A 21,614-nucleotide genomic window follows, 5' to 3' on the forward strand; every position below is an offset into this window, starting at 1 on the left:
CGGTATATTGTAGTGGAGGAGGTTGGTTGTATGCCTACATGGGGCTGGATTATTGTTGTAATTATCGCATTAGCAGCTGGCGCAGCACTTGGTTTCTATTTTGCACGTCAAGCTATGATGAAATATTTAAAAGAAAACCCACCAATTAACGAACAAATGATTCGAATGATGATGGCACAAATGGGTCGTACGCCGTCTGAAAAGCAAGTACGCCAAATGATGACTCAAATGAATAAATTCCAAAAATAATTGGAGTTTTTAAGGAGCAACTGGTTTTGTAAACCGGTTGCTTTTTGCGTTGAAAAACGTGTTTAGACGAAGGGCAAACTAAACGGATTCATCTAAACACGTTGTTTTATAAAGACCGATATTACCTAGATGGTATGAACATGCAGTAAATCGACTTTTGTGCCGAGAAATGTTTGAAAGGATAATAATGATTGCTTCAATAACTCAGTAGGAATATCCTTCATAATGAATACAATATGTGAAACTTGCGTATGATCTGGCCATTCATGTAAATGGATAGGTGGGTGAATAATATGCTGTACGCCATTTAAGATAATGGGCCCCGCTTCACCGACATCGAGCAGTCCTTTGACGCGCAGAATATTTTCGCCTCTTGCATAGAGCAATAAGCTCAGCCATACACCAAAACTATTCCAATTTAAAGGTTGTAAAAAAGCAAAAGAAATCGATTGAATGTGCGATTGGATTGTATGGGGTGCTAGCTCATTGTTACCAGGTAGAACATTGCTAGAGTATTTTCTTGCGACATGTAAAATTGATGGCTCTACATTGCCATTTTCCACATGAAGTATTGTACAGCTTGGGTTAATTTTTATGATTTCAGCACGAATAAACGCCAGTTCTTCCTTCGTTACTAAATCGATTTTTGTTAGTGCAACGGTATCCGCTGCCGAGATTTGCTTTACGGTTGTTTCGTGATTGCGCATTTGCATTGCTCCATTTTTTGCATCGACGGTCGTAATGATCCCATCAACGACAAAGTGGTGCTGTAAAATAGGATGTGTCATGATTGTAAATAAAATCGGAGCGGGATCTGCTAAGCCCGTTGTTTCAATAATAATACGATCAAACGCAATATCCCCTTGTTCATAGCGAAATAAGTAATTTTGCAGTTCTTCCGCTAAATCTTCTCGAGACTGACAACAAATACAACCTCCTTGAAGCAATGTCGTTTTTTCTTCTGCTTGTCTTAGTAAATAATGGTCTAAGCCGACTTTGCCGAACTCATTAACGATCACGGCGATATTTTCCTTCAGCTGATGATGTGTTAATAAGTTTTGTAGCAATGTTGTTTTACCGCTCCCTAAACTACCAGTCATAATTGTCACGGGTTTTTTTGCTGCTTTCATCTATTATCACTCAATTCAACTTTGTCCATTAAGGTAGTGCTCAGTGGGTCGATCGCATAGCCAATCCGTTTTTCGACTTCCGCCCATAACGCACCTAAATCATGTACGATGGACGTCGTGCCTTTTAAATCGCTAAGAATAAATTTGCTGCCATTCCAATCCGTTAGTTTTAACTGATAGAACACTAAAATTTTATTGATGAAATGAACGCGCTCTATTCTCGCTTGCTGTCGAACACGTTGTAAATCGCCGACGATAACTTCTGATGTAGCATCATTTTTAAAGTCCGTCCAATGTACATTGGCAATAAAATCACCGCAAAAAATACACATAAACTTGCTCCTTATGTGCGCGGATAACGATTTGCGAAATCGTTTGCAATCTCATGAAATGTAACCCATCGAACATGCTCGTGGGAATTAATATAAGTGATAAGGCGATGATGCATTTGGAGCACTTGCGGACGTCCACTAACATCGGGATGGATGGTCATCGTAAAGACTGCATAATCCATATTTTCGTAAACCCAATCGAATTGATCTTTCCACATTTGTTCGATATCGCGCGGATTCACAAAGCCATGACTATTTGGTGATTTTTTAATAAACATCATCGGCGGTAAATCATCCAAATACCAGTTAGCGGGAATTTCAATTAAATCGGTTTCTTCGCCTCGTTGTAACGGCTTCATCCATTCTTCTGCTTGTTTACTATAGTCAATTTTTGTCCATTTATCCCCGACACGTACATAATAAGGTGTAAAATCGTTGTGCATTAAACTGTGATCGTATTGTATGCCATGCTTAATTAATAATTCATTCGTTACATTGGAAAATTCCCACCAAGGCGCCACATAGCCGGTCGGTTTTTTTCCTGTTAATTCTTCAATAAGTTGAATCGATTTAAGTAATACTTGTTCTTCTTGTTTCGGTGTCATGGCAATAGGATTTTCATGGGAGTAGCCATGTGCGCCAATTTCATGCCCTCGTTCAAAAACATCTTTCATTTCCCTTGGGAACGTTTCAATGGAATGGCCAGGAATAAACCAAGTCGTTTTAATGTTATGTTTATCGAATAAATCTAACAGTCTTGGCGTACCGACTTCCCCAGCAAACAAACCACGTGAAATATCATCAGGGGAATCTTCCCCACCGTAAGACCCTAACCAACCTGCAACAGCATCTACGTCAATACCATAGGCAACTAAAATCTCTTTTTGCATCTTCTATTCATCCCTTTATAAATTTTTATCATTAGTCTAACGAAAAATAGAAAGCTTGTAATATATTTTTTAAAAAATTTAGAAAATATGCACGAATGCATAGGGCTTATGTTATAATGCTGAAAAAATTAAAGAATGGAGAGGTACTATGCTAGGAAATATAAAAATTTCTGCCGAAACGATTGAGAAGCTGCCATTGGCATCCATTATGTACGACGAAAATTTTTCTATTAAAATGCTAAATACCAAAGCACAACAAGCCATTCAATTTAATCGACAAATGATCAATCATAAGAAATTATTCCCGCTTTTAAGAAAAGCAATGACGACTGATATTCCTTTCATGAAAATGATTATTTGCGCCGGCAAAAGCTATCAATATTTCTTTTCAAGAATTGTAGACAACAATAAAAATTACATACTAGTTTCGATCAATTTAACATGGCCATACCAACATGAATATGAACGCTCCAAAGATGAGAGTGAAGATTTAAAGGCAATATTTGATTCTACTTATGGTGCTCTTTATGTATCTGACCATCAAGGGAAAACATTACGGGTACGTGCTGCTTGTAAACAGCTATGGGGGGTGAGTGAAGAACAGCTAATTGGGAAAAATGTTTTAGAGTTGGAAAGGGAAGGGGTGTATAAACCTTCCATTACAAGATTAGTGTTAGAAAACAAAACAAAAATTTCGACGGTCCAACAAACGAAAAATAACAAACGGCTGTTAGTTGTCGGAACGCCTATAAAAAATAAGCAAGGCGAAATTATACGTGTAGTTAATGCTTCTAGAGATATTACAAATATCAAAAATTTACAACAAGAAATCCAACGTTTGACAAGTATAATTCATGACTATCAACATGAACTGAGCCAACAGGATAGCCAATCAACAAGCCCGCTTATCTATCAAAGTAAGCAACTCGAAGCGGTAGTAGCGCTTGCTAAACGAGTGGCAGCAGTAGATTCGACCGTCTTAATTTTAGGAGAGACAGGTGTCGGTAAAGAGGTTTTCGCTAATTATATTCATGACATGAGCGAACGTAAAACGAAGCCTTTTTTAAAAATTAATTGTAGTGCGATTCCAGAAAATTTACTAGAATCCGAGTTGTTTGGCTATGAAAAAGGTGCCTTTACTGGCGCAAATAGAGAGGGCAAAATGGGCTTATTTGAACTAGCGCATAACGGCACGTTGTTGTTAGATGAAATTGGCGATATGCCGCCTGCACTCCAAATAAAATTACTGCGCGTCATCCAAGAAAAAAAGCTACAGCGAATTGGTAGCGCCAAAACAATCCCTATTAATGTTCGGTTTATCGCAGCAACCCATCGAAATCTTGCTGAAGAAGTGACAAAAGGAAATTTTAGAGAGGATTTATATTATCGCTTAAATGTTATCCCCATTCATGTACCGCCGTTACGTGACCGCAAAGAAGATATACTGCCTTTAGCAAGTCATTTTTTAACGAATTTAAATAACAAATATTATACAGCCAAGTCATTCAATACAAGCTTTGTAGATAAGTTAACAACGTACGACTGGCCTGGCAATATTAGAGAATTACAAAACGTCATTGAACGATGTTATGTCATGAGTGACGCCGATTATCTAACAAACGAAACGCTAGCAATGGCATTGAATGAAAATAAAATGGAGAAGTCTGTACTCGTAAAGCACATCATGCCCTTAAAAAAATGTGTAGAAAATGCGGAAAAGGAATTATTGCAAATGGCTTTTGCAACATGTCGATCGACTGTGGATATGGCAAAATTATTAGAAGTGAATCAATCTACCATTAGTAGGAAAATGGCGAAATTTAATATTCGATAAACATGCTATATAATGGAAGTAGAAAGGGGAGGGACGAATGGTTTTTCGCACAAAGGTAAACATGGTTTTGTTAATCGGTCTCTATTTAGTCGTTGTCATTATGAGTTCAATTCCTTTGCTTTCTTTGTATAAACAATTACCATTACCTATTTTACTGCTAATTGTTGTTCTCTTTCTTGTTGCTGGAAGTTTTGTTTGGTGGCACGGCACTTCGATTCAATGTATTTTCTATAAAGAGTATTTATTAATCAAAGGTGGACCATTCAAAAGACGCATTCCTTATCACACCATAACAAAGGTTGCGCCGACAACAGATAAATTTACAGGCTATCGCATTACACCATCTGATACAGGACTTGAGCTATGTGTGGAATCTACAAGCTTTGGCCGTATCAAGATATTACCGGACAATAAAATGGGGTTTATTGAAGAATTAAAAAAACGCTGTCCGCATGCCCAATTTGAAAACGTTGAGTCATGGGCAGGTAATGACGTTTAAAATGAGTAAATACTTACGCCGAATAAGAAGGAGTTTGGCGCAAATGTAATAACGTCCTTTAAAAAAAATTAAATATGAAAGAGGCAACATAATGAAAGCTATTGCAGATGTTTTAATTGTTATCGATTTACAAAATGGCGTATGTTTCAGTGCAGAGCATTTGGGTGAACTACCAAGTTTACTTACGAAAGTAAACAATCGAATTGCCAGCTACCGAGCACAGCAAAAACCAATAATTTTTGTGCAGCATTGTGATGAAGAACTCGTACCTGAAGAGGAACTTTGGGCGATTCATGCCGACTTAGATGTGCAAGAGCAAGACTATTTGGTTAGAAAAGAACATGCCAATTCATTTTACAAAACAAACTTAAAAACGATGTTAGATGAATTAGCTGTACAGCGTATTGAATTTTGCGGCGCGCAAACAGAGTATTGCATGGATGCAACGATTAAATTCGCCCATGGCTTAGGGTACGAAAACTTTATGGTACGTAAAGCAACTTCTACGCTCAATAACCCATTTATGTCCGCGCAAGAGACAATTAATTTTTACGAAAATATATGGAATAACAGATTTTTAAAGTTTATAGATTGAATTTTATAGTTAGCGAAAAAATGTTAGATTGACTGCGATCAATTTAACGCTTTTTTGTTGTGTTGATGGTGTCTCTTATGTCGATCACTTTCCGCTCAGTGCAGGCTATCCGTTATTCTATCGGCGATACGCCAAGTTTTATCAGCGATTTAGGAGCTTTTATCGGCGATATGCCGAGTTTTATCAGCGATATAGGAGCTTCTATCGGCGATATGCCGAGTTTTATCAGCGGTACAGGAGCTTCTATCGGCGATACGACGAATTTTATCAGCGATATAGGAGCATCTATCGGCGATATGCCGAGTTTTATCAGCGATATAGGAGCTTTTATCGGCGATATGCCGAATTTTATCAGCGATATAGGAGCATCTACCCGCGATATCGCGAGTTTTATCAGCGATACAGGAGCTTTTACCCGCGATGCCCCGAGTTTTACCCGCGATTCAAGATATTCTACCAGCACAAACCCGAATTTGCATTGTTACGATGCAAAAATGCATAACTTCGTGACAAAATCGCCATTTCCGCCTTTAAAAAATTCGCAGTATCAATGCGTCTTGAACACTATGTCAATCGATGAAAAGTTGGCACGATTTTTGCTTTGAAATTTTATATAAGAAAGGAGGATTTTTAAAGGATACCAGCAATCTTAACATTACTAAAAGGGAGTGATGACTTTGAAGCATGTAGTAGCAGCTATACAAATGAATTGTGAACTAGGCAATAAAGAAGGTAATTTACAAAAAGCGCAAACATTAATAGTACAAGCACTTGAACAACAGGCAACACTCATTGTATTACCCGAATTATTTAATACAGGTTATCGGGTAGAAGAACAAGATTGGCAATATGCGGAGACGATTCCAGGGGAAACGACAGAGTTTTTACAGCGTCTGGCGACTCAACACGATGTCACGATTATTGGCTGTATTTTAGAACGTGGTGAAATAGAAGGCACAATATTTGATACCGCTTTTGTTATAGCGGAAAATGGCATATTGGGCAAATATCGAAAAACACATCTTTGGGATCAAGAAAATCTTAGATTTAATAAAGGCGATGCACTATCTATTATCCATCAAGAAGATTTGAAAATAGGTTTACAAATTTGCTATGAAATTGGGTTTCCGGAAGGCGCAAGAATATTAACATTACAAGGGGCCAATGTTTTAATCTACCCTTCGGCATTTGGCGAACAGCGTTACTACGTCTGGGATATTGCGAGTAAAGCAAGAGCAATCGAAAATGGCTGTTACGTTATTGCAGCTAATCGTTCAGGAATTGAAAAACAGTCAACCCATTTTGGTGGGAAAAGTAGAATTATTGATCCACAAGGCAAAGTTTTAGTCGAAGCTGTACAGGAAGATGAATGCATCGTCGCAACAATTGATTTACAACGAGTTATTCAACAACGAAGAGAAGTACCTTACTTAAGAGATTTAAATCAAGCCGTTTTTCATCCAAGCGAATAAAGTTCTGATCAGGGGGGAGTTTTATGAAACGCAACTCATTAATTACCAAGGATATCGTGCCCACTTTAAGAAGGCATCGCATTATTACAGGGCTAGGATTTTTTAATATTTGGGTAGGGATGGCGGTTATTATTGCCACATTTCAAATTGGCGCTAATGGTATTGAATCCATGACACTCTGGCAATTAGCAGGCGCTATTTTTATTGCGAATGTACTAATCGCCATCGTTGCTAGTTTAACCGGGGATATTGGGATTGAACATGGTTTATCGTTTGCGGCGTATTTAAGAGCACCTTTTGGCACAGTAGGTGTACATATACCGTCGTTACTAAGGGGGATCGTTGCTTGTATTTGGTTTGGTATTCAAACGTATCTTGGGGCCACAGCTATCAACTATATCGTAGCAGATTTAACAGGCTTTGATTCTTGGTTTGTCTGGTATGTTGTATTTGCAGCTGTGCAAATCGCGAATACGGCCATTGGTATTAAAGCAATCGATCGATTTGCGGTTATAGCCGCGCCTTCCATCATTTTAATTTCGATTTGGATTTTTGTGAAAATATCGAGCATTGCTACTGAAGAGGGGTTAAATATTTTTACGTATGAAGGCAATTCAGCTGAAACGACATGGTTGCTCATTATGGCGGCAAATATGGGCTTTTGGTCTTTACTTGCCGTAGATATTCCGAATATTACACGTTACGTAAAAGCACCAGTCAATGAGCGCAATTGGTTCCGGCGCAATAAAAATAATTATATTCCTCACTTATTGGCGTTACCAACAGTCCAAACCTTTATCGGTATTATTGGTGCCGTTAGTTTTTTAGCCACTGGCAACTGGAATCCGATTGAAGTCGTGCAACAAATAGCAACAGGTTGGGTGATGGTAATGATTTTATTGCTCGTTATATTGGCGCAATGGTCAACGAATACTGCGTCTAATTTAATTCCAGCATCGTTAACGTTTGTCAATGCTGGCGCGCGCATTCATTTGTCCTATACATGGGGTGTCATATTAGCGGGGATTATCGGCACATTGTTTCAACCTTGGATTATTTTAGAGCAGTTATTCCGTTTCTTAGGGTACTCCGGCGCCATTATGTCGGCTGTAGCAGGTGTTATGATTTGTGATTACTACATCCTTCGCAAGCGCCGCTTACATGTCAAAGATTTGTATAGCCAGGACGGGCAATTTACATTCCATAGAGGTGTAAATGTGGCAGGTTTGCTTGCTTGGCTCATTAGTAGTGTACTCGCTATCGTTTTTATTGATTATATGTATTTCGTTGGTTTCCCACTATCGGCAATGATTTACTATGTGCTCATGAAACAATGGTATTTAAAGAAATTCCCACAACAAGAAATAGAATCGAATTACGCAGATGATTATTTAGGCACATCAGCGAATAGAGATTGGAAAATTTCTGTATAGAATGGTCTAAAAGGGAGCGAGTAATTTATAAGAATGAGAGACAGTAAACATGCCTTCAATTAAATATAGGTGATAATGGTTATTTGGAAAGCGATTTCCCCATTTAGAAACGAAAGAACGATGGGGATGTTCTATTAGCATTAGGTTTAGAAATAATTTTCTAGTTCAGGTCATATTATATAGTTAGTGAAAAAGGAGGGATTTTTTAGCCACATCCCATATAACGATAATAATTTAGCGATTGTTGTAGCTTTTTCGGTGTCGTTTATTTTTTTATAAAAAAATCTTATTAAAATACTAAAAATGTTATATAAGGAGGAATTTTAATGATAACTTTTATAACTTGTATAGTGATTTTAATTGTAGGTTATTTTACTTATGGGAAGTTTGTTGAAAAAGTATTCATTCCTAAAGATGAGCGCCCTACACCAGCTTATGTAAATGCAGATGGTGTAGACTATGTACCAATGTCTACACCTAAAAATTCATTAATTCAGCTCTTAAATATTGCAGGTACAGGGCCTGTGTTTGGTCCTATTGTCGGTGCTTTATATGGCCCTGTTGCATTTGTATGGATAGTAGTTGGATGTATATTTGCCGGTGCTGTTCATGATTATTTGACAGGCATGATTTCGATTCGTAATAAAGGAGCCCATTTACCTGAGCTTGCAGCGAAGTTTTTAGGAAAAGCAATGAAACATGTCGTCAATATTTTTGCCCTTTTATTGCTCCTTCTCGTTGGTACTGTGTTTGTTTCATCACCTGCAATGTTAATAAATAATTTAATGGATGGCAAAATTGCGTTAAGTATTATTGTAGCGGTAATTTTTATTTATTATATTTTAGCAACTTTACTGCCAGTGGATAAAATTATCGGTCGATTCTATCCTTATTTTGGAGCGCTACTAGTGATTTCAGCATTTGGAATTGGTATTAGTATGATCGTAAAGGGTTCACCAATTCCTGAGCTCACATTTGAAAATATGCATCCTGCTAATTTACCGATATTTCCATTAATTTTCTTTACCATTACATGCGGGGCATTATCAGGTTTCCATGCGACACAAACGCCAATCATTTCTCGTACAACTAAAAGAGAAAAAGAAGGACGTAAAATTTTCTATGGTATGATGATTACTGAAGGAATTATTGCGATGATTTGGGCGGCTGCTGCAATGAGCCTATTTGGAGGATATGGTGGTTTAAATGAAATGATGGCAGCAGGTGGACCTGCAGCTGTAGTAAGCGAGGCATCTATTCTTATGCTTGGTTCAATTGGTGGAACTTTAGCAGTTTTAGGAGTAATCGTGCTGCCTATTACATCCGGTGATACAGCGTTTCGTGCAGCTCGTATGATTATTGCTGATTATTTCAAATTTGGTCAAGCGAAATTTGTTAGTCGTTTATGGGTTGCATTTCCGTTATTCGTCATGTCATATGTATTAACGAAAATGGACTTTAATATTTTATGGCGTTATTTCTCATGGGCAAACGGTGTAACAGCAGTAATTGCCTTATGGGTAGCCGCAATGTATTTATTTTTGGACCGTAAAAACCACTGGATTGCAACGATACCAGCTTCATTTATGACAAGTATGGTATTCAGCTATATTATTTATGAACCAAATATGGGATTCGGACAGGATGTTGCATTCTCGAATGCTGTTGGGATTTTAGCCGCATTTATTGTTACAGCAATATTCTTTGCTACAGCTTTGAAAAAACGTGGCACAAACTTCTTGTTAGATGAAGATGTGACAAGCTATCAAAATGTTAAGTAGTATTAATTACTATATAAAGTGAAGTTAGAAAAAAGGGTGTGTCTTAATTAGAAGACGCACCCTTTTACGCGAAGCGGTAGTGTTTATCATAGCTTCTCATTTTAGAGCAAATTGTGATTGGGAAATTTCTGTATCGAATGGTCGATAAGACATCGCCACGTCCGATATAAAGAGAGACTATTCAGTTGTAGAGAGGGTGGTGACAACGATGAATTTTTTCTTACAGTTTGTTGTAGTGTTGTTACTAGTGATGTTTTTGCATTTTATTAATCAATTGTTAGTAATGAAAAAGAATGATATTCCATTGCAATGGAAGTCTATTTTGGTACTATTCACAATCAGCCTAGTGATCACTTTGCTATTTAATATACCAAGCAGTTTAGAATATGGCTTTCCGTTATAGAAATGGGAAAGTTGCTCAGACGAATGTAAGCCGCAACAGCGATGGTTGCGGCTTACGTTGTATAAGCAAATTTCTAGTGAAATAAGACTTAGTTTTCTAATTTATATTCCATTGACTCTGAAGTGGCAATCGATTTAGGTTTCGTTTTAATGGCAATGATAAACAATACAAATAACACAATTGAAAGGCCAATTAAAACATTAAGCAGTAAGCCATATGAATGATTAATATTATAAATGGCTCCTGATACGATTGGTGTAAGGGCAGCACCTAATGTTGAAAATAATGAGACAATGCCAAATTTCGCACTATATTCTTTTTCACCATAGAGTGAGGATGTTAGGTAAGCCGGTGTTACGGTAACAGCCGTTGCACCAAAGCCAGTAAATATTGTATACAAAATACCTGGTATTAATAGGTTACCTTTCATCAAAAATAGGAAGCTGACTAAACCTGAAGCGCAAATAATAACTAGCGTTGTAATCGTTCCTAATTTGTCATAGAGTCGACCAATTAATAATTTCCCTACGATCACCATTGCGGAGCCTAAAGATAGTAATAAGGCAGCGTGTTGCGGCGTGCCACCGATATCTTTTAAATATGGCGCGAGGTTAATAATCATCCCATTCACGACAATACCCCCGACAACGATCGCTGCACAAAGAGCCCAAAATGATAGTGAGCGAAATGCCTCTTTTTGTGAAAGCCCCTCTAGTATTTCTGCGGAAGGTTTTAAATTTTTTACTTCGCCTAACGGAACAAGTCCGATATCGGCAGGTTGAAAGCGAATAATAAAAATGGCAATAGGCACGATTAACACGAGCATTGTGATGCCAGTAATAAAGTAAGCACTGCGCCAACCGTAATCCGTAATAAGCCAGTTAATGATTGGACTCAAAATGACACCACCAAGGCCACTTCCTGCTAGTGCAATTCCTAAACATAAACCGCGTTTTTCGTTAAACCAATTGGTAATTAAGACCGGCGTAGGAATCAGGGCGGCGCCAGCTAAAGCAGCCCCCATTAGCACTGCGTATAAATAAAAGTGCAGTGCCGTTGTAGCAAAGGAAAAGCCTATATAAGAAAGGGTGCCAAGCACTGTAAATATCGTTAAATAAAGACGAATATCCATCTTTCTCATCAGTTTTCCTGCAATCGGGCAGAAAACCATCCCCACTAAAGCCATAATTGTATAGTATGTCATAAATTCCGATCTTCCAATGCCCAGTTCTTCTGTTACTGGGACTGTATACAGTGATACTAAATTGATAATTGGTGCATACATAAATGTCATAATGACAACACATGCCACGACAATCCACCATCCATAAAAGATGCCTTTGTTCTCTTGTTGAGTAGTCATATTGGTTTCCTCCGTTTTTACTTAGTCATCGAGGCATATGATGGAGCATATTGAATCCGTTTTCAAATTACGCTAACACCATGTTCGTCACGATTGTTTCATCATGCTTTCTAATGCAATCAAAAGTAATGATGGGGATTTTGGGAGGTTGTATTAATTATAAGTATGAATAAGCTAAGGACTTATCGATACATATTTGTCAAAAAGTACAAGCATCCATCTTCCTTCTCATTTAACGCTTACGAGGTTAGCTGTCGGATTCGGGCCATTGAGTAGCCCTACCTTTAAAAGGATTCACCCCTTGGATGGAATGTTCATCCATACAAATGTGGTTCCCCCGCATCCATTGGTTTCAGCGATCTAGAAAGGTGAAACTGCTATGATACTACTATTACAAGAAAAGTTAGTAAATACAGAAAATTTTTTTGACAAATGCGAAGAAAAAAATTTTTACAAAACAAAACCTTCAATAAAAAGGCTCGTTACCCCATGGTTAGTAAATAGACGGAAAAAATTTTTTCATTATAAAGAACAGTTTAATTATTGTTAGCTGGTGAGTTATCATTCTATTTTAAAAATTTGAACATTTCATAGAAAACTAGGTATAATAGTTAGTATTGTAAGAAAAGGAGCTGTTAGCAATGGAACGTGAAAAAACAAATGTGGAAAGTTTTGATTTAGACCATACGAAAGTACAAGCGCCTTATGTTCGTTTAGCCGGTGTTAAAGTAGGTAAAAATGGCGATGAAGTATATAAATACGATATTCGTTTCAAACAACCGAATAAAGAGCATATGGAAATGCCTGCACTCCACTCTTTAGAACATTTATCGGCTGACATTATCCGTAATTATTCCGACCATATTGTTGATTTTAGTCCAATGGGTTGCCAAACAGGGTTTTATGTATCGTTGATTAACCATAATGATTATGAAGATTTACTAACAATTTTAGAAAAAACTTTTACGGATGTGACGCAGGCAACAGCTGTACCTGCATGCAATGAAGTGCAATGTGGTTGGGCAGCAAGCCATAGCTTAGAAGGTGCACAAGCACTTGCCAAAGAATTTTTAGCCAAGCGTGATGAATGGCATATTGTTTTCGCGGAATAATAAAAACCTTGCAAGTTGTCACAGCTTGCAAGGTTTTCTTTTAGCGATGAAATGGAATGACATTGGACGAGGAAGCATCATGATGGATTTTTTGATAAATAAAACTTTCTAAAAAGTCATGTATGAGATCCTCATATTCAGCCATATTTTCATTAAAGGATTGCGCATGTGCCCCTTTGTCGAAAAGCTTTAATTTTTTCGGTCCATTTTTTTTATTATATAGATCGAGTGACATGGAAGCGGGAATAAATGTATCCGGAATACTGTGGATAAAAAGAATGGGTTTTTCAATATGTGTCACAGCTTCGGATGGGGTGACACTTTTGAATGAATAACCGTCGCGTAATCGTATAAAGAAATCTGCGAAACGTATTGGAATGATGGAGCCATATTTAAATTCTGTTTTCGCAATTTGCTTCAGCAACATCGAAAAATCAGAAAAAGCACAATCTGCTATATAAAAATCAGCACCATCTTCAACTGTTCCTGCATACAACAGCATTGTGGCTGCCCCCATCGATTCACCATGAATACCGAGAATGGCGTTATCACCAATCATCGCTTTCACCGTTTTCACAACAGCATCTAAATCATTTTTTTCGTAATAACCATAGCTAGTCGTTTTGCCACCTGATTCCCCGTGTCTTCGATGGTCAAAAATGACGGAGTTGTATCCGAGCCGTTCAAACAGCCGTGCATATTTCACTGAGTTAATTTTATTTTCTGTCACCCCATGGCAAATAATCATGGTATTATTCGTTTGCAGTGGTTGAAACATAATACCCCGAATGGAATAGCCATTGGGTGAGTCGATATTTAATTCACATTTGAAATTTTTATTGTACCAAGCTTCGTCAAACCGTTTAGCCGTTGTTTCGCGTTCACGAATAAATTCGGGGTCCTTTTGCTGAATGTACATTAATTTATTGGAAAGCGCAAAGCCGAACAGCCCCGTTGCTGCAGCGGCAAGCGTCGTTGTAATACCTGAAAATAAAAGCATTTTCTTTTTCATCTTCAACACCTCCACGCCTTTGTTTCTGTTATATCTAGGCATTCACCTTTGAGCAAATGCACTTTTCTATTTGTAATGTTCCCAACTATGAGTGTTTAAAACACGACAACATTTTACAACAACTGTTGAAAACGTGCGATGATTTCTGTTATCGAAAATCGTCAAAACATTTGTTAAAATATACATATCTGCTAGTAGCATATGCATGCAGTGTTGATTTTTGAACGGGGAAAAGGGGAGAATGGTTATGACAAACGAGGTAGTAATTGTTAGTGCTGTGCGTACTGCAATCGGTTCATTCCAAGGAACATTAAAGGATGTGCCGGCAACAACTCTTGGAAGTATCGTAATTAAAGAAGCATTAGCGCGTGCTGGCGTAGCAGGTGAGCAAGTCGATGAAGTCATTATGGGGAATGTTTTATCGGCTGGGCTTGGACAAAATCCGGCTCGTCAAGCATCGATAGCCGCAGGATTACCACATGCAGTGCCTGCTTTAACAATTAATAAAGTATGTGGCTCAGGCTTAAAAGCCGTACATTTAGCAGCACAGGCGATTTTAGCTGGTGATGCGGATATTATTGTTGCGGGTGGCTTTGAAAATATGAGCCAAGCACCGTATGTTTTAAAAAATGCGCGTGAAGGCTTCCGTATGGGGGATCAAAAAGTTGTCGATACGATGATCCATGATGGTTTATGGTGTGCATTTAATGATTATCATATGGGCATTACGGCGGAAAATTTATGTGATGCGTATGCTATTACACGTGAGGAGCAAGATCATTTTGCAGCGCGTTCTCAGCAACGAGCGGAAGCGGCACTAGCTGCTGGCAAATTTCATGATGAAATTGTAGCTGTGGAAATTCCACAACGCAAAGGCGATCCGATTATTTTTGCGCAAGATGAGTTTCCACGAGCGGGTGTTACAGCGGAATCATTGGCAAAGTTACGCCCTGCTTTTAAAAAGGACGGCTCGGTGACAGCGGCGAATGCATCTGGCATTAATGATGGGGCAGCTGCAGTTGTTGTCATGTCGAAAGCGAAAGCATTGGAGTTAGGCATCAAGCCAATGGCCGTTATTTCAGCCAATGCGAGTTCTGGCGTTGATCCTGCTATTATGGGTACGGGTCCAGTAACGGCGGTGAAAAAAGCGTTAACGAAGGCGAATGTCACTTTAGAAGAGATAGATTTAATTGAAGCAAATGAAGCTTTTGCGGCACAATCGATTGCTGTAGATCGCGAACTTAGCTTTAATCATGATAAACTAAATGTCAATGGGGGAGCAATTGCGCTAGGTCATCCGATCGGAGCAAGTGGTGCGCGTATTTTAGTCACACTTTTACATGAGATGGAAAAGCGTGATGCCAAAACGGGCCTTGCCACTTTATGTATCGGTGGTGGACAAGGGGTAGCGACAGTTGTGCAACGCCCTTAATGTGAGTAAGAAGGTGAAAGTATGGGAAAAAAACGAAAACAACAACAGCGTAGCGATGATCATTTCACAGCAAGTCTACCAAAGCAAGAAGCAGTAACATTAGCAGACCAGCTTGGTGGCGATGTATTAGCAAAGTTAAAAGCTGCGAAACAAGATTTATCGGCAAAAGAGCAGGCAGCAGAAGAAGAGCGTCAAGCACAGCTAGCTTTTGAGCGCAAGCAACGTGAGAAAAACAAATCGTTTGAAGAATTGTTAAATGAATATGGTGACAAAGGCTCGAAATTTTAGTCTGCGTTCGTAAAAAAAGGGAATCTCTTTAAGAGATTCCCTTTTTTTTAGTTAATGCATGGAATCGCGGGTAAGCCTGTGAGAATCGCTGATAGGATGCCCGGAATCGCGGGTAAGCCTGGGGGAAAACGCCAGCAAAACATGCAGAATCGCCACCAAAACATGCAAAAACGCCACAAAAATGCTTGAAATCGCCATCAAACCGATTCGAATCGCCATCAACCCTGGCAAAATCGCCACAACCTAGCAACTATTTACTTCTAAGCGTGCGTATTTTTTTTACGGCTAGGACGATGCTAATAAAAACAATGGCACCAGCTGTGTCTACTAAGACATCTTGCCCGTTCATTGTTCGTCCAGGCGTAAAGCTTTGGCGAAATTCATCGAGCATCGCAATGACTGCGGTCACGACAATGGCAACACCTGCGGCAAATCGACGTTTTCCCCATGCAAAGTAAACGCCAAGTGCAATACAACCAAATCCTGCAAAATGCGTACATTTTCGAATGAGAAATTCTACAAATTCAAAATAGCCTCGTTCTTCAACAGACACAATGGTATCCCAATAAGGAATTTTTAATACTGACAATTGTGCTTCAAAGGGCTTATTGGCCAGTAATTCCTCTAGCTCAGGAAGTATCGACTGTTGTTCGTAGGTCATACTAGAGGAAATGGCGAGAATTACTAAAAGAAATAGAACAATCAACCATTTTTTCATCGGTGGTCTGTGTATTGCTCCGCTTTCGTGAGCGCATTCGCTACATCAAAATTCGCAATGGTATCCATTTTTTCATAGGCTGTGAGTGTTTGGGCAAGTTGTTCCTGTGAACTAGCACCAATCACGGTTGAAGCAATGGCACTTTCCTTCAAATTAAAGGCAAGCCCTAGCGGAAGTAAATCTCCATAATATTGTGCTAAGTCGGTTAATGTCTTCGTTAATTCCTCTTTTGAATATGTTTGATAGCCATTAACCCGTTGTAAACGCTCTTGCCAACTCGTTGTTAATAAACCTTTTGCAACGGTGCCGCGCGTCACTACCGAAGCCCCTTCATGTGCAATAAAATCTAACCATTCTTCTGGGCGACGATCTAACGCACTATACTGCATCATGACACTTTGTGCCGAACTAGCAGGTAAAAAACGTTTCAGCACATTAGGTCGAATCGAAGAAATGCCGTATTGTCGAATGACACCGTCTTTTTTTAAGTTTTCAAATGTGTCGATAATGCCGTCCCAGTCATCGTCTAGCGTGCCGCCATGGAGCTGATAGACATCGATATAATCTGTGCCGAGTCTTTTCAGGCTTTGATGCACCGCTTCCTTAATATAAGTAGGGGAAGCATCCCAATGCCAGCCATCCACACCTTCTGTCCACCGGTTGCCTACTTTCGTTGCGATGATAATATTTTGTCGACGTTTGCCTAAAATTTCACCAATTAATTGTTCATTGGCACCGAAATCATATAAATCGGCTGTATCAATGTAGTTAATGCCAGCATCTAGCGCCATATCGATAATGGACGCTGCTGTATTTTTATCGGTCGAAAGAGACATACCTCCTAAACTAATCTCTGAGATCAATAAATTACTTGAGCCAAGTTGTCTTTTTTTCATACGAATGCCCTCCTTCGATTTCTCTACTTGTAATGGTACAATGAACATATCTGAAGAACAAGCGAGGTTATGGGCAATGAAAAAGTTTGAAGAAAAAACAACACACACAACATCTATTTACGACGGGAAAATCGTCAAGTTACAAGTCGATGATGTCACATTACCGAATGGTAAGTCGGCGAAGCGTGAAATCATTAAACACCCGGGAGCAGTTGCAATCATTGCCATTACCAACGAAGGCAAGCTCGTGATGGTGGAGCAATTTCGTAAAGCGCTTGAGCGTTCCATTGTAGAAATTCCTGCTGGTAAACTTGAAACAGGCGAAGAGCCAATCACTACTGCACGTCGAGAATTAGAAGAAGAGACAGGCTATGGTGCGCATCAATTGAACTATTTACAAGCCTTTGCCACTTCACCAGGCTTTGCAGATGAAGTGATTCATCTATTTGTCGCAAAGGATTTATATGAAATTGAAAATAGAGCTGCACTGGATGAAGATGAATTTGTCGAATTACTAGAAGTTTCGTTGGAAGAGGCACAAGCGATGGTCGCTGATGGGCGTATCTATGATGCGAAGACAGCGTTTGCAGTACTTTGGTTGGCATTGCAACAAGAAAAATAAAGTTTAGCATAATAGAAGCGGACGAGCATAAGCTGTACAAACCTTGATAGAAAAGGAGCATGCTTATGTCTCGTACGGTTTCTCTATTTTATCACGCATCCATTGTTGCAGTGAGCTTCGTTTGTGGCGTCATCTGCTTTCATATTATTGGAGGGGCGAATGCCGAGCCTTTTATTTTATTTATAGAACCTCGTTTAGCAGATGTGGACAGGCAATCCATTTTTCGTTTAGTGCTACCTGTCGCCGCTTCAGTCGGTATTGTACTGTTACTTGCGACGCATAGTGTCTTAAAAGTTTTAGTACGTGTGACAGTCGCAATGCGCGCAACTTTCTTTGGATTTAGCTCGGTTTTTTTACTACAAAAACTTGAAGCGTTTTGGCTATATACGATTTGGTGGTTTCCATTTCAGCTTATCTATTGTATATTGTTGCTAGTATTATGCAATTTGCTAGTTCCCGCCTGGTCGAAGCGAAAAATCGGGAAAAAGACGAATGGACGGACAATTTTGTTGAATTTTATCGCTTTTTTCATCATAATAGTTGCTGAGTTTATCGTTATAACGTATGTACTGAAATAAAGTATGAAATACGTGCAAATGAGGCAAAAGTTAAAAGCTTATAGGAAATCTATTCACTATCTTGTAATAGGATTTACTCCTTTGGTATAATGAAATGAGTTTAGGGGGGCGTCACATGGAAAGCCGTATTGATCGTATTAAAAAACAGTTGCATAGTGCTAGTTATAAGCTGACGCCGCAGCGAGAAGCAACAGTTGCTGTTTTGCTAGAGCACGAAGAGGACCATTTAAGTGCAGAGGATGTCTATCTTTTAGTAAAAGAAAAGGCACCGGAGATTGGTCTGGCTACTGTTTATAGAACATTAGAATTACTAACAGAGCTTAAAATCGTCGACAAAATTAACTTTGGTGATGGCGTATCACGCTATGATTTACGCCAAGAAGGAGCCGCACATTTCCACCATCATCTAGTTTGTATCGAGTGCGGTGCTGTAGATGAAATTCAAGAAGATTTACTTGAGGATGTGGAAGCCGTAGTTGAGAAGCGTTGGAACTTTATTATCAAAGATCACCGACTTACTTTCCACGGTATTTGCTGGCGTTGTCATGATAAAAACGACGACACGAACGAAGAACAATAACAAGGAACTGTCTGATGAAATCTTACGTTTAGATTGCATTAGGCAGTTTCTTGTTTTTTTGTGTTTTAAGGACTTCTATTATTCTAGTAAATCTATTTTTGGCGAAAGTGAGCCCTTTCGCACTTTTTTTATAAGCGTGCTAAAATAGAGAATAATTGACAGTGAGGGGGCGTTGTGATGAATGAATTTCAATATGCAATAGAGGATTATATCCATTTTATCCAGGTAGAGCGGCAACTATCCGATAATACATTAGCATCCTATCGCCGAGACTTAGAGAATTATGTGCACTTTTTGCAAGAAGCGGAAGGAATGTCTGATTTCCGTCATGTGGAGCGGCAAACGATCTTGCGCCATCTTGAGCAACTTCGCATGCAAGGAAAGACGAGCAGAACGGTTGCGCGTCATATTTCATCCATTCGTAGTTTCCACCAATTTTTACTTCGAGAAAAGCGAACTGAAACAGATCCAACAGTTCATTTAGAAATGCCGACAATCGAGCAAAAACTTCCGAATATCCTTTCCATTGAAGAAATAGAAGCGTTACTGGCGGCGCCGAATCGCAGTAAGCCACAAGGCATTCGTGATGTAGCGATGCTAGAGCTGCTATATGGTTCGGGAATGCGTATTAGTGAGCTCATTGCGCTTGATTTAGCTGATATTCATCTCACAATGGGCTTTGTGCGTGTTTTTGGTAAGGGAGGTAAGGAGCGCATTATTCCACTAGGGAAAAGTTCGCTTGCTGCATTGCGTGATTATTTAGATGGCGCACGAGGCACATTACAAGGGAAGTACCCCAAAACAGATGCTTTTTTTATAAATCAACGTGGAAAACGTTTAACAAGGCAAGGTTGTTGGAAATTAATGAAGGAGCACGCATTAAAGGCAGGCATCCAGCATGAGTTAACACCCCATACGCTACGGCATTCATTTGCTACCCATTTAGTGGAAAATGGGGCGGATTTACGCGCAGTACAGGAGATGCTAGGTCATGCAGATATTTCCACAACTCAAATTTATACGCATATAAGTAAGACGAGACTGTCTGAAGTGTATAAGCAGTACCATCCACGCGCTTAATAGAGAAATAAGGGATGGATAAAGTCTTTTTTAGTATAAAACAATAAATATTTACCTTAGTCGGATGTCTGACCTTTATCCTTTCACTTGTTTTTGGTAAAATGGAGTCGTGAGATTAGGAGGCAACAATTATGAATAAACCATTTAAAAAAATCCATGTCGTCGTAATGGATTCAGTTGGTATTGGTGAAGCACCAGACGCAGCTAAATTTGGAGATGTAGGCGCACATACATTAGGTCACATCGCTGAAAAAATGAATGGGCTTACAATGCCCAATATGGAGTCGTTTGGCTTAGCTAATATTGAGCCACTTCAAGGACTACAAGCAGTAGATGCACCAAAAGCATACTACGGTAAAATGCAAGAAGCATCTGTAGGGAAAGATACAATGACAGGTCACTGGGAAATAATGGGTCTAAACATTGATAAACCATTTAAAGTGTATCCTGAAGGATTTCCTGCTGAATTGATTGCTGAGCTTGAACAACGTACAGGTCGAAAAGTTCTGTGTAATAAGCCTGCAAGCGGTACACAAGTCATTGATGATTTTGGGCAAGAACATATGGACACAGGGGCAATTATTGTTTACACATCTGCTGACCCAGTCCTACAAATTGCAGCACATGAAGAAATTATTCCACTGGACGAACTTTATAAAATTTGTGAGATTGCACGTGAGCTGACATTACAGCCTGAATACTTAGTAGGCCGCGTAATTGCACGTCCATTTATCGGTACGCCAGGAAACTTTACACGTACGCCGAATCGTCATGACTATGCGTTAAAACCATTCGGACGCACAACGATGAATGCATTGAAAGATGCCGGTTTAGATGTAATCGCTATCGGTAAAATTTCTGATATTTTCAATGGCGAAGGTGTTACAGATGCCGTTCGTACAAAAAATAATATGGATGGTATGGATCAATTTGCAAAAGTTGCCCGTCGCGATTTCCACGGCATGAGCTTCTTAAATTTAGTAGATTTTGATGCCAATTTTGGTCATCGTCGTGATCCGCTAGGCTATGGCCAGGCATTACAAGAATTTGATGCACGCCTGCCTGAAATTTTAGAGGCAATGACAGAAGACGATTTAATGATGATTACAGCTGACCACGGCAATGATCCGACATTCCCTGGCACAGATCATACACGTGAATATGTACCACTCATTATCTATTCACCACGTTTTAAAGGTGGTAGCGAGCTTGCTCTACGTGAAACTTTTGCAGATATTGCCGCAACTGTCGCTGAAAACTTCAATGTAGAAGCACCACCATTCGGTAAAAGTTTCTTAAATGAATTAAAATAAGG

Annotated in this window: 25 protein-coding genes and 1 riboswitch; of the genes, 17 read left to right on the forward strand and 8 right to left on the reverse strand. The window is 39.1% G+C overall.

Going from position 1 to position 21,614, the window contains the following annotated elements; genetic code table 11:
- The first annotated feature begins 30 nt into the window (after positions 1–30).
- Complete coding sequence (locus ACKVEV_RS01405; RefSeq protein ID WP_402924179.1) at positions 31–249, forward strand: YneF family protein; 219 nt, start codon at positions 31–33, stop codon at positions 247–249.
- Between the two features lie 125 nt (positions 250–374).
- On the opposite strand, the gene ACKVEV_RS01410 is transcribed toward ACKVEV_RS01405, so the two are convergent.
- Genes ACKVEV_RS01410 through ACKVEV_RS01420 form a run of 3 tightly spaced genes read right to left on the reverse strand, consistent with a single transcriptional unit; the run spans position 375 to position 2,601 of the window.
- Positions 375–1,379: a CobW family GTP-binding protein gene (locus tag ACKVEV_RS01410; RefSeq protein WP_409368605.1), complete on the reverse strand. Its 1,005-nt coding sequence runs from the start codon at positions 1,377–1,379 to the stop codon at positions 375–377.
- On the reverse strand, positions 1,376–1,711 hold the full coding sequence (locus ACKVEV_RS01415) for a hypothetical protein (RefSeq protein WP_409368606.1): 336 nt from the start codon (positions 1,709–1,711) through the stop codon (positions 1,376–1,378). Before ACKVEV_RS01415 ends, ACKVEV_RS01410 begins: the two co-directional genes overlap by 4 nt.
- Before the next feature lie 11 nt (positions 1,712–1,722).
- Positions 1,723–2,601 carry a polysaccharide deacetylase family protein gene (locus ACKVEV_RS01420; RefSeq protein WP_409368607.1) on the reverse strand — a complete coding sequence of 293 codons (879 nt, stop codon included), beginning with the start codon at positions 2,599–2,601 and terminating at the stop codon, positions 1,723–1,725.
- Between the two features lie 148 nt (positions 2,602–2,749).
- Here ACKVEV_RS01420 and ACKVEV_RS01425 point away from each other — a divergent pair, with 148 nt between their 5' ends.
- The 8 genes from ACKVEV_RS01425 to ACKVEV_RS01460 all read left to right on the forward strand — a co-directional run bounded on the left by ACKVEV_RS01425 (position 2,750) and on the right by ACKVEV_RS01460 (position 10,618).
- Positions 2,750–4,435, forward strand: coding sequence for a sigma-54 interaction domain-containing protein (locus tag ACKVEV_RS01425; protein WP_409368608.1), 1,686 nt, complete (start codon positions 2,750–2,752; stop codon positions 4,433–4,435).
- Positions 4,436–4,472: 37 nt separating this feature from the next.
- A complete protein-coding gene (locus ACKVEV_RS01430) occupies positions 4,473–4,934 on the forward strand; it encodes a PH domain-containing protein (protein WP_409368609.1) in 462 nt (153 codons plus the stop codon).
- Positions 4,935–5,025: 91 nt separating this feature from the next.
- Positions 5,026–5,529 carry a cysteine hydrolase family protein gene (locus ACKVEV_RS01435; RefSeq protein WP_409368610.1) on the forward strand — a complete coding sequence of 168 codons (504 nt, stop codon included), beginning with the start codon at positions 5,026–5,028 and terminating at the stop codon, positions 5,527–5,529.
- A gap of 77 nt (positions 5,530–5,606) precedes the next feature.
- Positions 5,607–6,134, forward strand: coding sequence for a hypothetical protein (locus tag ACKVEV_RS01440; protein ID WP_409368611.1), 528 nt, complete (start codon positions 5,607–5,609; stop codon positions 6,132–6,134).
- A 66-nt stretch (positions 6,135–6,200) separates the two neighbouring features.
- Positions 6,201–7,001: a carbon-nitrogen hydrolase family protein gene (locus ACKVEV_RS01445; RefSeq protein ID WP_409368612.1), complete on the forward strand. Its 801-nt coding sequence runs from the start codon at positions 6,201–6,203 to the stop codon at positions 6,999–7,001.
- 23 nt (positions 7,002–7,024) lie between these two features.
- Positions 7,025–8,434, forward strand: coding sequence for an NCS1 family transporter (locus tag ACKVEV_RS01450; protein ID WP_409368613.1), 1,410 nt, complete (start codon positions 7,025–7,027; stop codon positions 8,432–8,434).
- Positions 8,435–8,760: 326 nt separating this feature from the next.
- The gene (locus ACKVEV_RS01455) at positions 8,761–10,215 is read left to right on the forward strand and encodes a carbon starvation protein A (protein ID WP_409368614.1); all 1,455 of its coding nucleotides are present in this window, start codon (positions 8,761–8,763) and stop codon (positions 10,213–10,215) included.
- Between the two features lie 208 nt (positions 10,216–10,423).
- Positions 10,424–10,618, forward strand: coding sequence for a hypothetical protein (locus ACKVEV_RS01460; RefSeq protein ID WP_409368615.1), 195 nt, complete (start codon positions 10,424–10,426; stop codon positions 10,616–10,618).
- Between the two features lie 88 nt (positions 10,619–10,706).
- On the opposite strand, the gene ACKVEV_RS01465 is transcribed toward ACKVEV_RS01460, so the two are convergent.
- Entirely contained in the window at positions 10,707–11,981 is a 1,275-nt protein-coding gene (locus ACKVEV_RS01465) for an MFS transporter (protein WP_409368616.1), read from the reverse strand.
- 220 nt (positions 11,982–12,201) lie between these two features.
- A riboswitch (cyclic di-AMP (ydaO/yuaA leader) is annotated at positions 12,202–12,349 on the reverse strand.
- Between the two features lie 273 nt (positions 12,350–12,622).
- On the opposite strand from ACKVEV_RS01465, the gene ACKVEV_RS01470 reads away from it, so the two are divergent.
- On the forward strand, positions 12,623–13,093 hold the full coding sequence (locus ACKVEV_RS01470) for an S-ribosylhomocysteine lyase (RefSeq protein ID WP_409368617.1): 471 nt from the start codon (positions 12,623–12,625) through the stop codon (positions 13,091–13,093).
- Between the two features lie 40 nt (positions 13,094–13,133).
- Here ACKVEV_RS01470 and ACKVEV_RS01475 read toward each other — a convergent pair whose 3' ends face one another.
- A complete protein-coding gene (locus ACKVEV_RS01475; protein ID WP_409368618.1) occupies positions 13,134–14,105 on the reverse strand; it encodes an alpha/beta hydrolase in 972 nt (323 codons plus the stop codon).
- A gap of 247 nt (positions 14,106–14,352) precedes the next feature.
- Here ACKVEV_RS01475 and ACKVEV_RS01480 point away from each other — a divergent pair, with 247 nt between their 5' ends.
- Both ACKVEV_RS01480 and ACKVEV_RS01485 read left to right on the forward strand, forming a co-directional pair.
- Positions 14,353–15,537, forward strand: coding sequence for an acetyl-CoA C-acetyltransferase (locus ACKVEV_RS01480; RefSeq protein ID WP_409368619.1), 1,185 nt, complete (start codon positions 14,353–14,355; stop codon positions 15,535–15,537).
- A gap of 21 nt (positions 15,538–15,558) precedes the next feature.
- Positions 15,559–15,825 carry a YqkE family protein gene (locus tag ACKVEV_RS01485; RefSeq protein WP_409368620.1) on the forward strand — a complete coding sequence of 89 codons (267 nt, stop codon included), beginning with the start codon at positions 15,559–15,561 and terminating at the stop codon, positions 15,823–15,825.
- A gap of 51 nt (positions 15,826–15,876) precedes the next feature.
- Here the strand turns inward: ACKVEV_RS01485 and ACKVEV_RS01490 are convergent, their stop codons facing one another.
- Genes ACKVEV_RS01490 through ACKVEV_RS01500 form a run of 3 tightly spaced genes read right to left on the reverse strand, consistent with a single transcriptional unit; the run spans position 15,877 to position 17,439 of the window.
- Positions 15,877–16,056, reverse strand: a complete 180-nt coding sequence (locus ACKVEV_RS01490) for a hypothetical protein (RefSeq protein ID WP_409368621.1) — start codon at positions 16,054–16,056, stop codon at positions 15,877–15,879.
- A gap of 19 nt (positions 16,057–16,075) precedes the next feature.
- Positions 16,076–16,543 carry a VanZ family protein gene (locus tag ACKVEV_RS01495; protein ID WP_409368622.1) on the reverse strand — a complete coding sequence of 156 codons (468 nt, stop codon included), beginning with the start codon at positions 16,541–16,543 and terminating at the stop codon, positions 16,076–16,078.
- Entirely contained in the window at positions 16,540–17,439 is a 900-nt protein-coding gene (locus tag ACKVEV_RS01500) for an aldo/keto reductase (RefSeq protein ID WP_409368624.1), read from the reverse strand. The genes ACKVEV_RS01495 and ACKVEV_RS01500 overlap by 4 nt, the downstream gene beginning before the upstream one ends.
- Positions 17,440–17,515: 76 nt before the next feature.
- Here ACKVEV_RS01500 and ACKVEV_RS01505 point away from each other — a divergent pair, with 76 nt between their 5' ends.
- From ACKVEV_RS01505 to deoB, 5 genes are all read left to right on the forward strand, one after another.
- The gene (locus ACKVEV_RS01505) at positions 17,516–18,061 is read left to right on the forward strand and encodes an NUDIX domain-containing protein (RefSeq protein ID WP_409368625.1); all 546 of its coding nucleotides are present in this window, start codon (positions 17,516–17,518) and stop codon (positions 18,059–18,061) included.
- 65 nt (positions 18,062–18,126) lie between these two features.
- Positions 18,127–18,639, forward strand: a complete 513-nt coding sequence (locus ACKVEV_RS01510; RefSeq protein ID WP_409368626.1) for a hypothetical protein — start codon at positions 18,127–18,129, stop codon at positions 18,637–18,639.
- A gap of 115 nt (positions 18,640–18,754) precedes the next feature.
- Complete coding sequence (locus ACKVEV_RS01515; protein WP_409368627.1) at positions 18,755–19,219, forward strand: Fur family transcriptional regulator; 465 nt, start codon at positions 18,755–18,757, stop codon at positions 19,217–19,219.
- A gap of 177 nt (positions 19,220–19,396) precedes the next feature.
- A complete protein-coding gene (gene xerD / locus ACKVEV_RS01520) occupies positions 19,397–20,299 on the forward strand; it encodes a site-specific tyrosine recombinase XerD (RefSeq protein ID WP_409368628.1) in 903 nt (300 codons plus the stop codon).
- Positions 20,300–20,430: 131 nt separating this feature from the next.
- Positions 20,431–21,612, forward strand: coding sequence for a phosphopentomutase (gene deoB / locus ACKVEV_RS01525; RefSeq protein WP_409368629.1), 1,182 nt, complete (start codon positions 20,431–20,433; stop codon positions 21,610–21,612).
- Positions 21,613–21,614: the final 2 nt, after the last annotated feature.

The sequence above is a fragment of the Lysinibacillus sp. 38-6 genome, assembly GCF_046245175.1.
Taxonomy (GTDB): Bacteria; Bacillota; Bacilli; order Bacillales_A; family Planococcaceae; genus Lysinibacillus.